The sequence below is a fragment of the Acidocella aromatica genome, assembly GCF_014201825.1.
Lineage (GTDB): Bacteria > Pseudomonadota > Alphaproteobacteria > Acetobacterales > Acetobacteraceae > Acidocella > Acidocella aromatica.
This window is the reverse complement of sequence record NZ_JACHFJ010000007.1, coordinates 83,511-95,621: the sequence shown is the minus strand read 5'-3', so window position 1 is coordinate 95,621 and position 12,111 is coordinate 83,511. Positions and strand designations below refer to the sequence as shown.

The window sequence follows — 12,111 nt, the reverse complement described above, 5'->3', positions numbered from 1 at the left end:
AAAAACATTGATCTGGCGCAAATCTGAGGGGCGCCTACTGCACCTGAATCATGCCGGTCTGTGTCAGAACCAGCGGGTTGGAGGGCACAAACGGCATTGGCATGGTCAAGGGGACCGAGGTGCGCACGGTGTAAGTAACTGTGATCTGCAATGTCTGCTGAGAGGCGGTATAGCTGCCCGATGCGGGACAGGACGTTATCGCCGTGCTCGACTGCGAGACATAAGTGACTGTCGTGGCGCTGTTGGCGATACAATTATAGGAGACCGAAGAGCTGACCAAAGTGAGCGGATGCAGGCTGCTGCTCATTAGCGACATGATCGCCGTGGTGTTGGCGCTGTTCGTGCCTGCCGAGGGATTGGTCAGGGCGTAGTAGTACAACGCTTGTAGCGCCGTGTTGAGCTGGGCGCGGGCGGAGATGTACTCCACCATGTCCAGGCTCCCGCCAAACAGAGGCAGCAGGAAGAATGTTGCGATGAGGGCGAATTCCACGGTGACGCTGCCGCGCCGACCGAGATGTGGCAGGGCACGCATGGGGATCAGTCGTCGGCGCATGAGGGGGAACCCATGGCGAAGGCGACGGTCTTGATGGTGAGAGGAATCGAAATGAGCTTGGCGAAGCCGATCGGCGACCAAGTATAGCTGGCGCCAAGAGCGATATAAGTGCCGGTGGGAGCATTGGAGGTGCTGTTCACCCACGGGCCGGTAAAAGAGACAGGTTTGCCGGAGGCATTGGTATAGAAGGTCAGGGTCGGGCCTTGGGCGGTTCCCGCCTTGGGAATCATGCGCCCGACATATTGGTTGAAATAACCGGTGACATCGGAAACCGAGGGGCAGACACCAGAGCCGGTGCTGCTGCCAGCGGCAGTGGCGTTCACTGCGGCGGTGCGGGCGGTCATCTCCACGGCGCGCTGTAATGTGGTGAGCGTGAAGCCAAGCAGTCCAAGGTTGAGGATGGCGAAGAAAAACGCGAATGTGCTGAGGCCGAGCAGCGCGAACTCGACCGCGGCGGCGCCCGAGCGGGCGTGAGCAAAAGCGGTAAGCCTTGTGAGGAGCATTTTGGCGAGGGGCATGGTGAGAGGCTTCGCCATTAGTTGGTCAGCAGGATCTGGCTGGTGGTGGTCGAGGAGCTCAGCCCATAGTTCGAGGTGCTGGAGCCCGTGGAGAGCGTAAGATTGGCGCTGCCCGTGAGGGAGATGCTGTTGGCGATAACGGCGAGTGTTCCGGCTGTGCCGTCCGAATTGGTGCCGGCCTTCATGGAGCCGGCGCCCGACATGGTGACTGCCGCCGCAGGGGTGTAGATGATGCCGTTGACCGTGTTGGTCGTGCCCTCGGTGATATAGTCGGTCGAGCTGTCGGTAGGTGCCTGATAGATGAGCACGCCGCAAATGCCTTTGCCGTTTGTGCCATCCCACGGGTACGGCTTGCCTGGATAACCATAGCCGACATTGGTTGTGATGGGCGTGCCATAGGTGGGGGTGGCGGTGACGGTGGTATTGTCGATTGTGTAGGTGGTTTGCGGATACGGCGTGCCCGTGGTGCTGCCGGAGGAGAAGGGCAGCACGCAGTTGGTGGGGGCGGTGGCGCTGTTGGGCACTGGGGCTGAGAGTGTGAGGTTGGTGCCGCCGTTGAAGGCGTAGTAGGATGTGCCTTCGAGTACAAAGGTTGCGCCGTTGGCGGTGAGCGTACCGCCATTGGTGACGGAGAAGGGGCCGTTGACGATATAATATATGCCTGGCCCGAAGGTGACGTTGCCGCTGCCGCCGATCACCAGCCCGCCATCGAAGTAGTAAGTGCCGCCGCCGAAGGTGATATTGCCTTCCTGTAGGTAAGTGGCGCCGTTGGAGGCGCCGCTATATTTGGTGGAGAGCATGGTGCTGGTGCCCACTTTCATGGTGGGGGAGCTGCCATCGACCGCCCAACCACCGTTGAAATAATAAACGCCGCCCGTACCCCAGGTGATGGTGGGGGAGCTGAGTTCGAGCCCATAGCCGGTGGTCGTGGTTGTGCCGCGCTTGGTGGTGGTGGCGCCCTGAAAATAATAAGTCGCTGGGATTGAGCTTGTGCTGTCGAAGGTCAGCGTGCCGTTGCCGGTTTTGAAGCTGCCGGTGAATACGTAGGTGGAATCGTAATTAGCGGCATCGATGCCGTCGTATAATTCCAGGGAGACAACATTGGGGCTGAGGTTGCCGGTGAACTCATACGGGTTCAGCCAGCATTTGGCCGCATAATCCGGGCTACAACCGGCATAGGCTGTGGAATAGGATTTTACATAGCCCAGCGAAAAGGTCGAGGTTGCGACGGTATTGCTCAGGCTCGGCTGGCTTGGCTGGCTTGGCCATTTGGGAAAGCCAGCATTGGCGAGGGCCTGATAAGGGTCGGTAGCGCTGCCCGTGCTGTAGGTGGGGTTGCTACCCGAGGCGTTGACGATTTTGGCGCCGCCATTGGTGTCGACGTACACGCACCCGGCTGATTCGACCGAGGATGTAACGATGGAGGCCGAGGGGTTGACGGAGATCGACCCCGCATCCGTGCTGCTATTGCACGAGGCTGTTGAGTTGGAGACGATGCCGGTGCCGCTGCATCCGGAAGCGTCGAGTTTGGCGCCGCCGGTGAGATAAATATCGATGCCCGAGGTGCCAAGAGCCATGAGGCACCCGCCGCTAGTGCCCGATGTGGTGGTAACGATGGAGGCGGTGGCGCTGGCGCTTTGCGTGCCGGCCGAGAAACCCTTGAAGCCCAGCCCCCCCGACAGCCGAGAAGAATACCGGGCGCGGCGCGGAGACGGTCGCCGTATAAGTGGTGGTGGCGACGCTCTTGCTGTTAACGGTTTGCGCGGTGCCGGTATTGGCCGTCAGGGTGACCGAGGTGCCGGGTGCGCCGCTGACGAAGCCAAATTGCTGGCTGGTGGCGGCATCGGCCATGGCCTTGGCGTAAGGTAGCGCCGCCGAGACTTTGGTGTCGTCGGTTGTTTGCCCGAGGCGTGCATCGTTCATTGCCGCCGCCATGGCTCCGGCATCGGCGGCAGACTGCAAAGCTGTCTGGTTCTGATACCAGTAGCCGACATCCACGCTTAACCCGGTCACCGCCAAAAGCATAGGCATGCTCAGGGCAAACATCACCGCTAGACCCGCCCGCCGGGACGCGAGGAAGTTGCGTAAGAACGCCGGGATAAGCCTGATAAGAAAAACTAACATAGAGACGCTCTGTGCTATCGAGGAAGCGGCAATACGCATAAAGTGCAGAGATATTTGGCAGTTAAGGTAAGGCGATAAGTTGAGGGATATTATAACAAGAATTAATTATTATAACAGTCACGCGGACGTCACATGTCAATGTGACTCTTTTAAAATCTTTTTCTTTTTGATCAAATAAAATCGATTTGTGCCAAGTAAATTTAGGGGGATTATTAAAGGTTTTTGCTTGAAATATTAAGTGGTTTTATATTGTTGTTTATTCGTATCGATATGATTTAAAAATCACAATAATTTGTTCGTATTCGGATGATTTTAAAAAATGCAGATGAATTAAATCACAATAATTTGTTCGTGGTTCGCGTGTTTGTGAAAATTGTAAGAGAGGGTAACTGGTGCGGGTCGGGGGAGTCGAACCCCCACAGGGCAAAGCCCCAACGGATTTTAAGTCCGGTGCGTCTACCATTCCGCCACACCCGCGATCTCCTTCACCTACCCCGGAGGGGCGGTTCGGGGCAATAACCTGCTGGCTTGCCATAAGCGGGCAGGCTTGGCACCTCTCCTTCCATGCCCCGCGCCAAGCAACAACCGCCAGCTCCCAGGCCCAAGCCGAAGACCCGGCAGCTCGTCCGTAACCTGCGCCGGGGCTGGGTGGTCACGCGGCTGCTTGTCATTGGTGCCATCTGGGGCGGGCTGGTCCTGTTTCTGGCCGGACTCTGGTTCACCTGGGACATGCCGAACCCCGCCAGCGCCGTCACCACTCCGCGTCGCCCGGCCATTCTGCTGCTCGCCCCGTCGGGCCAGCTCGCCGCCCGGTTCGGCGATGCCTCGGGCCAGGTGGTGCTGCCCTCCGCGCTGCCGCCTTACGTGCCGGCAGCGTTCATCGCCATCGAGGACAAGCGCTATTATGAGCATGGCGCGTTCGACACCCAGGGCCTCGCCCGCGCCGTGGTTACCGACCTCATCCACCGGCGCGTGATGCAGGGCGGCTCCAGCATTACCCAGCAAGTGGCGAAGACGCTGTTCCTGGGCAATGAGCGCACCTTCCGCCGCAAAGTGCAGGAGGCGGTGCTCGCCCTCTGGCTCACCCGGCATTACACGCCGGACGAAATCCTCGGCATCTATCTCAACCGTGTCTATTTGGGTGAGGGGGCTTACGGTGTGGATGCCGCGGCCCGGCTTTATTTCGGCGTCCCGGCCACGCAGCTGAGCATCGCCCAGGCGGCCATTCTGGCCGGGTTGCCCAAGGCCCCCTCCAGCCTCAACCCGCTGGCCAACCCCGAAGCCGCCGCCAACCGCGCCACCCAGGTGCTGGACGACATGGTGGGGACCCAGGCGATCAGCCCCGAGCAGGAGAACGCCGCCGAGGCCCAGCTGGCCGACGCGGCGCAGCCGGTCTCGCGCACCTCCTGGTTCGCGCTCTGGGTAATGCAGCAGGAGAGCGCGCAGATCCCCGAGGGCGAGGACATCACCTTCTCCACCACGCTGAACCCGGCGCTGCAAAACGCGGCCGAGACCGCGCTGGACACGGCCATCGCCACTCAGGGCCCGGCGCTGCACATCTCGCAGGGCGCGGTGGTGGTGCTGGAGGCTAAGACCGGGGCGGTGCGCGCGCTCATCGGCGGGGTGGGCAACCGCGAGGGCTATAACCGCGCTACCCTCGCGCGGCGGCAGACGGGCTCGGCGATCAAGCCCATCGTCTGGCTGGCGGGGCTGCGTGCTGGCATGTCACCGTCGGACACCGTGCTCGACGGCCCGCTCTACCTGCACGGCTACCACCCGCATGACTACGAGGCCGGGTATCACGGCGAGGTCTCGATGACCCAGGCGCTGGCGGACTCGATGAACACCGCCGCCATCCGTATCCTGCTGCGCGCGGGCGGGGCGCGGAGGGTGATCGCGCTGGCCCGGGAGCTGGGCCTGAACGACAATTTCCCCGACGACGCGACCATGGCGCTGGGCACCGGGGGGGTGGGTGTGCTGCAAATGGCCGGGGCTTACGCTACTTTCTTCAACGGCGGGGAGCGCGTGACGCCCTACGCCGTCACCGCCATCAACCACGCACCCGCACCGCACCCGGCCCCCGTGCCGGTGGTGGATTCTGGCCAGGCCCAGGCGGTGGGGCAGATGATGCGCGCCGTGGTGACCAGCGGCACCGGCAAGGGGGCGTTCATTCCCAATATCTACACGGCGGGCAAAACCGGCACGACGCAGGATTACCGCGATGCCTGGTTCATCGGCTATGCGGGCGGCGACATCATCGCCGTATGGCTGGGCAATGATGACAATTCGCCTACAAATAAAGTGCTGGGCGGGACTTTACCGGCGGAGATATTCAAGACGATTGCAAGCGGATTGGGCGGGTGATGGGATAACTGCCTAGAAGCGGCGGTTTTTTTGCCCTTTCCAGGGCCGTGTCTGACTGCCGGATGGTACGGCGAAACGCTACTGCCGCTGGAACGGAATTTCGTCTTTCGGGCCGCGATGGTTGCATTACGCCCAGAATCCTGACCTATGGGGCCACCAATATTTGCCTGGATCGCCTTTGATCACCAGAGGACACAGGGTGATATAAAGAGTCCAGGACTCAATCGTCTATGCTAAACCCGCCGACCGAAACCCTAACCCCGTCGATGCTTCGCGCTTACCAGACCCCATCGCTGGGCGCAGCGGCTTGGCAGACCGCTTCGGCATTTGGGCTTTACATAGCCTGCGTCGTGGCGATGTATGCGGCACTGCATGTCTCGGTCTGGCTGACGCTGGCGCTCGCCGTGCCTGCCAGCGGCCTCATTGTCCGCATCTTCATGCTTCAGCATGATTGTGGTCATAATTCGCTGTTTCCATCGCGCCGCCTGAACAAAATTGTTGGCGCCGCCTGTAGTTTGGTCACATTGACGCCCTTCGCCTACTGGCGCCGTCTGCACGCGCGGCATCATAAAAGCTGGAACGACCTCGACAAGCGCGGCATCCCGGCCGATTTCTTTTCAGATTGCCTGACGCTGGCGGAATACAATGCTCTCCGCCCCTCGGCGAAATTCCTGTACCGCGTCTCGCATCACCCGGTGCTGATCCACCTCCTGTTGCCGCCGGTTATTTTTATTCTGCTTTACCGTGTGCCCTTTGATACCCCGGCATCTTTCCGGCGCGAGCGCCGCAGCGTTTACCTGCTGAATATGGCGCTCGCAGGCATGTTCGCGCTGCTGATCGCCCTTTTTGGCATAAGGAGCGTTGCACTGGTGCAGTTGCCCGCCATGGCCATCGCCGCGATCACGGGAATCTGGCTGTTCGCGGTGCAGCACAGGTTCGAGGATGCGCAATGGTCAAAGGCGGAAGATTGGAGTTTCAGTCAGGCAGCCTTGCACGGCACCTCGTACCTGAAGTTGCCGCTCGTCATGCGCTGGTTCAGCGCGAATATCGGCTTGCACCACATCCATCACCTGCGCCCCGGCATTCCAAATTATTGTCTGCAGGCTTGCCAGGATGGCCTGGTCAAAGAAATGAAGTCGGTAACGGTGCTTACCCTGCGCGATGCCTTCAAAGCCCCGAGCTATGCGCTATGGGACGAAGCGTCAAACCGCATGGTGCCATTTCCGCCCTGAGCCGCTCCGCCGCCGCGAGGTTTGGGCGTAACGCCCCCCAACCGACAAGGAGCTGGGCGGCATGCTTCTGCGCAGGGGGGTTAGTGTTTATCTGACTTGAACAGGTCCAGCAGCTCCTTGTTCGCGTCCTGCACAGTCTGGATCAGCTGCTTCTCGTCATGGGCGATGGCGTAGGTTTCCGCCAGCATCTTCTCGTCATGCTCACGGAACAGCTCGATCGCCCGGCGCGCCTGCGCCGTGGGCACGTCCAACTCCTCCAGAAGCAGCTCCGTCAGGCGCAGGCTGGAGTGGAAGGTCTCGCGCACGATCATCTCCACCCCCGCAGCCATTAGCAGATGCACGTGGCGCCGGTTACGCGCCCGCGCGGCGACGCGCAGATGTGGGAATTTGCGGCGCACCATCTGCGCTACGGCCAGCGAGGCTTCCATGTCGTCGATGGCGATGACGAGCACGCGCGCCTCGTCCGCCCCGGCGGCGCGCATCACCTCCTCGCGCATCGGGTCGCCGAAGAACACCTTGCCGCCGAAGCGGCGCACCACGTCCACCTGCTCCTGGCTCCAATCCAGCGCGGTGAAGCGGATGCGCTGCATGGAGAGCACGCGCCCGATGATCTGCCCGAACCGGCCGAAGCCGCAGATGATCACCGGCACTGCTTCGTCCACTTGGGCGGGGGCTATTTTATCGAACGGCTTGGGCTTGGCGGCTTCCAGCCGGGGCACCACGAAGCGCTCGGCGGCGGCGAAGAGCACCGGGGTCGCCATCATCGAGAGCGCAACCACCAGCGTGGCGGTATCCGCCAACGACTGGGCCAGCGCCTTGTCCGCCACGGCAGCGGCGAAGAGGACGAAGCTGAACTCGCTGCCCTCGGAAAGCGCGAGGCCGAAGCGCAGCGCCGAGCCCGTGAGGTGGCGGCGGACATAGCTGACGGCGAAGCCGATTACCGCCTTCAGCAGCACCAGTGCCGCGACCAGCGCCAGGATTTGCGCCGGGTGGCGCAGCAGCAGCCCGATATCGGCCGACATGCCGACCGAGATGAAGAAAAAGCCGAGCAGCAGCCCCTCGAAGGGCTCGATATTGGCCTGGATCTCGTGCCGGTACTCCGAGTCCGAGACCATGACGCCCGCCATGAAGGCGCCGAGCGAGGCGGAGAGCCCAGCCCATTCGGCCAGGGCGGCGGTGCCCACCACCAGCAGCAGCGCCGTGGCGGTGAACAGCTCGCGGGATTTGGCATGCCCCACCATGCGGAACAACGGACGTACGGCGATCGTGCCCGCCAGCAATATGCCCGCCACCACGGCGACCCCGCGCAGTACCGTGAGCCAGGAGATCTGGCCCGCCATGCCGCCCTGGGCCAGCATGGGAAGCAGGGCCAGGACGGGGATGGCCGCCATGTCCTGAAACAGCAGCACGGCGAAGGCGTCGCGCCCTGGTATGGAAGGCAGCAGCTTCCGCTCGTTCAGCATGGGCAGCACGATGGCCGTGGAGGAGAGGGCGAACCCGATGCCGAGCACCGCGGCGTCAGCTACGGGGATGCCGAAGAGCCATGTCAGTCCGCCGATGACGAGCGCCGTGGGTAGCATCTGCCCGAGCCCGAGCCCAAAGATCGCCTTGCGCAGGATCCACAAACGGTGCGGGCGCAGCTCCAACCCGATGAGGAAGAGCAGCATGGTCACGCCTAGCTCGGCGGTCTCGCTGATGGCGTGGTTATCCGTCACCAGCCCGAGACAGGCCGGGCCGATGACCACCCCGGCGGCGAGATAGCCGAGGATACTGCCAAGCCCGGCATAACGCGCCAGCGGCACGGCGATGACAATGGCTGCGAGCAGGACGACAATAGTAAGAGACATGCCCCTTCTTAGCCGCTCCTGCTCCCGGTGCGACTAGTTTTTCACCGCCCCATAGCCGCCAGCATGAAGCGCTTCTTTAGCCGGGGCATGCGTTCCACAGCCGCCAAGCCCAGGTCGCGCGCTAGGCGGATGGGCGGGAAGTTTGTGGAGAACAGCCGGTCTAGCGTGTCCATACCCAGCAGCATGGCCATGTTGATCGGCCGCCGCGCCGCTTGATAGCGCGCCAGCAGCGCCGGAGCGCCGGGGTCCGCTGCACCTTCCAGGAGGCGCACCAAGGCCTCGGCATCCTGGTAGCCCAGGTTCAGCCCTTGGCCGGCGATGGGATGCACGCCATGCGCGGCATCGCCCACCAGGGCGAGGCGCGTGTCGTAATACCGCGACGCATACTGGGCCGAGAGCGGGTACAGCCAGCGCCGTCCGGCCAGCGCCACGCGGCCCAGGCGGTTGTTCAGCCGCTTTTCCACCTCGCGCATGAAGGGCTCCGGCTCCATGGCGTAGAGTTTCTGCGCCGTGGCATCGCGCTCGGTGAACACCACGGCGGAGAGGTTGGGGTGCTCGGGCGTGCCGGTCATCGGCAGCACCGCGAAGGGGCCGCCGGGGAGGAAATGCTCCAGCGCCACGCCGTTATGCGGCGTCTCGTGGTCTATGGCGAAGATCACCGCCGTCTGATGATAGGGCAAGCGGGTGAGGCCGATGCCAGCCTGATCGCGCAGCGGGGATTTGCGCCCCTCGGCGGCGACCACCAACTTGGCCGTGAACTCCTCCGCGCCGATGCGCAGAAGCACCTGCTCGGCGCTGCGCTCCACCACGGCCTCGGCCGGGGCGCGCAAAGTGAGGTTCTCCGCCTCGTGCAGTCGATTATTAAGGGCGATGCGGATCGAGCGGGCCTCGATGATCCAGCCGAACGGATCCTCGCCCACGGCGCGGTGGTCGAAATGCAGTTTCAGCGGCGAGGGCGCCCGGCCCAGCTTGCCGTCCGTCACGTCGATATCGAGGATGGGGCAGGGGGCGTAGGGCTGTCTGTCCCAGATGCCCGCCCACTCCATGATCGTCTTGCTGCCCGCGGAGATGGCGTAGGCGCGGCCGTCGAAATCCGCGCTCTCCATGGGCGAAAGATCCGCCCTGTCCACCAGCAGCACCCGCCAGCCGCGCGCGGCCAGGGCCAGAGCCAGTGTGCCGCCCACCGGGCCGGCGCCGATAATCGCGATGTCATGGGTGGTTGTCATGCCGCCCCTCTTTGGTTGTGAGGCGGCCAGTCTGCCAGAGCGCCGCCGAGCCGCCAACCCCCGGGGCGGATATGGAGGTAGGGGCTTTGGGGTAATTTTGGGCACGGCGTTGCCTATAATTTGGGCTGTTGGATTGTTTCGGCCGTAAGGCTGATGCGCGAACATTTTGTTCCCGGCGCTCCTGGCTTCGGCACGTTCTTTGCTTTGCGTTAATCCGTCACGTTTTGGAGCCGTCCACAAAGTGCTCTGCCGGTCTGTTCAGGCTCCAGACCGCCCAAGGCAGAGAAACATGAGGAACATGAACTCGATGAGTAAGCGATCGAAATTGGCGGCGGTCACGGCAGGTTTGGGCATGCTCGTTGCGGGTGCCGCGCCCGCCATGGCGCAGAGCAGCACCCCCACGTTGAACTCCGGCGACACCGCCTGGATGTTGATCTCCTCGGTGATCGTGCTGATGATGACGGTGCCGGGCCTGGCGCTGTATTACGGCGGCCTGCTGCGCCGTAAGAACATCCTGGCGATGCTCATGCAGTGCTTCTTCGCCACCGGCCTAATTTCGGTGCTGTGGGTTGTTGTCGGCTATAGCTTGGCTTTCACCGCTGGTTCCGGCCCGCTTGCCCCGTTCATCGGCGGTTTCTCCCGCGTCATGCTCAATGGCGCTGGCCTCAACGGCCTCTCGGGCACCATCCCCGAGACCGTGTTCGCCATGTTCCAATGCACCTTCGCCATCATCACCCCGGTGCTCATCCTGGGCGGCCCGGCTGACCGTCTGAAGTTCTCTTCCGCCATGATCTTCCTCGGCATCTGGCTGCTCGCCGTGTACGCCCCGATCGCCCATATGGTCTGGGGGCCGGGCGGCTTCCTCGGCTCCGCTGGCGTGCTGGACTTCGCTGGCGGCACCGTGGTGCACATCAACTCCGCCGTGGCCGGTCTGGTCGCCGCCATCATGGTCGGCAAGCGCACCGGCTATGGCCGCGAGAACATGGCCCCGGCCGATCTGGGCTACACCATGCTCGGCGGCGCCCTGCTGTGGGTGGGCTGGTTCGGCTTCAACGCCGGTTCCGCTCTGACCGCTGGCGGTCAGGCTGGCATGGCCATGATCAACACCCATCTCGCCACCTCCGCCGCCGTCGTCTCCTGGACGCTGGTTGAGTGGATCGTGAAGGGCAAGCCGAGCCTGCTGGGTGCGGTCTCTGGCGCGGTTGCCGGTCTCGTCGCCATCACCCCGGCTTGCGGCTTCGTCGGTGTTCCCGGCGCGCTGGTCATCGGTCTGGCCGCTGGCGTGGTCTGCTACTGGGGCGTCACCGGCTTCAAGGGCATGTTCGGCTACGATGACGCACTGGACGTCTGGGGCGTGCATGGCCTCGGCGGCATCCTGGGCGCGCTGCTCACCGGTGTGTTCGCGCTGAACGAGGTCGGCGGTCACCCCGGCCTGCTGGAGGGTGCGCCGCACCAGATGCTGCTGCAGGCCGAGGGTATCATCGTCACCCTGCTGTATAGCGGCATCGTCAGCTTCATCATCCTCAAGCTCATCGACCTGACCATGGGGCTGCGCGTGAGCAAGGAAGAGGAGGTCGAGGGTCTCGACATTACCCAGCACGGCGAGAAGTTGCAGCAGTTCGCCTAAGCTATACCGCCACGGGGCGCGCCAAACGCCTTGTGGTCCTGTCGCCTTCCGCAGCAGCGCCTCCGGGCGCTGCTGTTTTTTGTGGGTTGCCGCGCACGAGGTTTTTTCGCTGCCATGATCCAGATCAAAGTTCTGGACAAAAAATTTTGCTTGTTTGCTCCGTTCTTAAAATAGGCAGACAGGCTAGATGGACGGAACGGTTATCGAGGAAAAGCGCAGCCCTTACGAGGTGATCGGCGGCGCCGAGGGCGTGCGGCGGTTGGTGGATGCGTTCTACGACGTGATGGACAGCAACCCCGATTACATCGCCCTGCGCGAAATGCATGAGCCGGATCTCGGCCCCACACGCGACTCGCTGACCGGGTTTTTCACCGTCTGGCTCGGCGGCCCGCGCGAGTGGATTGAGAAGCGCGGCGGGTTTTGCATTATGTCCCGCCACGCCAAGATGAACGTGACCAAGGAAACCTCCCGGCAATGGATGGACGCGATGCGCGACGCCATCCGGCAGGTGGGCGTTGAGCCGGAACTTGCTGAAAAAATGGACAACGCCCTGGGTCAGCTGGCCGAGGCCATGGCTTGGCGGGGCAAGGCGCGCTGACCGTTACGGCGGCGCGATAGCG

10 protein-coding genes and 1 tRNA gene are annotated in these 12,111 nt (G+C 62.9%); 4 read left to right on the top strand and 7 right to left on the bottom strand.

Annotated features, from left to right (window positions below; translation table 11 throughout):
* Positions 1-34: 34 nt before the first annotated feature.
* The 5 genes from HNP71_RS08910 to HNP71_RS08890 all read right to left on the bottom strand — a co-directional run bounded on the left by HNP71_RS08910 (position 35) and on the right by HNP71_RS08890 (position 3,672).
* Entirely contained in the window at positions 35-532 is a 498-nt protein-coding gene (locus HNP71_RS08910) for a TadE/TadG family type IV pilus assembly protein (RefSeq protein ID WP_183266543.1), read from the bottom strand.
* A 5-nt stretch (positions 533-537) separates the two neighbouring features.
* The gene (locus HNP71_RS08905; RefSeq protein WP_183266542.1) at positions 538-1,071 is read right to left on the bottom strand and encodes a TadE/TadG family type IV pilus assembly protein; all 534 of its coding nucleotides are present in this window, start codon (positions 1,069-1,071) and stop codon (positions 538-540) included.
* Positions 1,072-1,088: 17 nt separating this feature from the next.
* Positions 1,089-2,648 carry a hypothetical protein gene (locus tag HNP71_RS08900; protein WP_183266541.1) on the bottom strand — a complete coding sequence of 520 codons (1,560 nt, stop codon included), beginning with the start codon at positions 2,646-2,648 and terminating at the stop codon, positions 1,089-1,091.
* Between the two features lie 13 nt (positions 2,649-2,661).
* Entirely contained in the window at positions 2,662-3,117 is a 456-nt protein-coding gene (locus HNP71_RS08895) for a pilus assembly protein TadG-related protein (RefSeq protein WP_281376894.1), read from the bottom strand.
* Between the two features lie 468 nt (positions 3,118-3,585).
* Positions 3,586-3,672 (bottom strand) — tRNA-Leu (locus HNP71_RS08890).
* 87 nt (positions 3,673-3,759) lie between these two features.
* On the opposite strand from HNP71_RS08890, the gene HNP71_RS08885 reads away from it, so the two are divergent.
* Together HNP71_RS08885 and HNP71_RS08880 are read left to right on the top strand one after the other, a co-directional pair.
* On the top strand, positions 3,760-5,559 hold the full coding sequence (locus HNP71_RS08885; protein ID WP_183266539.1) for a transglycosylase domain-containing protein: 1,800 nt from the start codon (positions 3,760-3,762) through the stop codon (positions 5,557-5,559).
* 230 nt (positions 5,560-5,789) lie between these two features.
* A complete protein-coding gene (locus HNP71_RS08880) occupies positions 5,790-6,791 on the top strand; it encodes a fatty acid desaturase family protein (protein WP_183266538.1) in 1,002 nt (333 codons plus the stop codon).
* Between the two features lie 80 nt (positions 6,792-6,871).
* Here the strand turns inward: HNP71_RS08880 and HNP71_RS08875 are convergent, their stop codons facing one another.
* On the bottom strand, positions 6,872-8,638 hold the full coding sequence (locus tag HNP71_RS08875) for a cation:proton antiporter domain-containing protein (RefSeq protein ID WP_183266537.1): 1,767 nt from the start codon (positions 8,636-8,638) through the stop codon (positions 6,872-6,874).
* Positions 8,639-8,679: 41 nt separating this feature from the next.
* Positions 8,680-9,864 (bottom strand): UbiH/UbiF/VisC/COQ6 family ubiquinone biosynthesis hydroxylase, encoded by a 1,185-nt coding sequence (locus HNP71_RS08870; RefSeq protein ID WP_183266536.1) that lies wholly within the window; start codon positions 9,862-9,864, stop codon positions 8,680-8,682.
* 307 nt (positions 9,865-10,171) lie between these two features.
* Between HNP71_RS08870 and HNP71_RS08865 the strand changes: the two genes are divergently transcribed.
* Together HNP71_RS08865 and HNP71_RS08860 are read left to right on the top strand one after the other, a co-directional pair.
* Positions 10,172-11,491 (top strand): ammonium transporter, encoded by a 1,320-nt coding sequence (locus HNP71_RS08865; RefSeq protein WP_183266535.1) that lies wholly within the window; start codon positions 10,172-10,174, stop codon positions 11,489-11,491.
* A 187-nt stretch (positions 11,492-11,678) separates the two neighbouring features.
* A complete protein-coding gene (locus HNP71_RS08860) occupies positions 11,679-12,089 on the top strand; it encodes a group II truncated hemoglobin (protein ID WP_183266534.1) in 411 nt (136 codons plus the stop codon).
* The last annotated feature ends 22 nt before the right edge of the window (positions 12,090-12,111 follow it).

Coding starts and splice junctions, on each gene's coding strand:
- HNP71_RS08910 (WP_183266543.1), bottom strand. CDS start 532: ATGCGTGCCCTGCCACATCTCGGTCGGCGCGGCAGCGTCACCGTGGAA.
- HNP71_RS08860 (WP_183266534.1), top strand. CDS start 11,679: ATGGACGGAACGGTTATCGAGGAAAAGCGCAGCCCTTACGAGGTGATC.
- HNP71_RS08895 (WP_281376894.1), bottom strand. CDS start 3,117: ATGTTTGCCCTGAGCATGCCTATGCTTTTGGCGGTGACCGGGTTAAGC.
- HNP71_RS08865 (WP_183266535.1), top strand. CDS start 10,172: ATGAGTAAGCGATCGAAATTGGCGGCGGTCACGGCAGGTTTGGGCATG.
- HNP71_RS08905 (WP_183266542.1), bottom strand. CDS start 1,071: ATGCCCCTCGCCAAAATGCTCCTCACAAGGCTTACCGCTTTTGCTCAC.
- HNP71_RS08900 (WP_183266541.1), bottom strand. CDS start 2,648: ATGGCTCTTGGCACCTCGGGCATCGATATTTATCTCACCGGCGGCGCC.
- HNP71_RS08885 (WP_183266539.1), top strand. CDS start 3,760: ATGCCCCGCGCCAAGCAACAACCGCCAGCTCCCAGGCCCAAGCCGAAG.
- HNP71_RS08875 (WP_183266537.1), bottom strand. CDS start 8,638: ATGTCTCTTACTATTGTCGTCCTGCTCGCAGCCATTGTCATCGCCGTG.
- HNP71_RS08880 (WP_183266538.1), top strand. CDS start 5,790: ATGCTAAACCCGCCGACCGAAACCCTAACCCCGTCGATGCTTCGCGCT.
- HNP71_RS08870 (WP_183266536.1), bottom strand. CDS start 9,864: ATGACAACCACCCATGACATCGCGATTATCGGCGCCGGCCCGGTGGGC.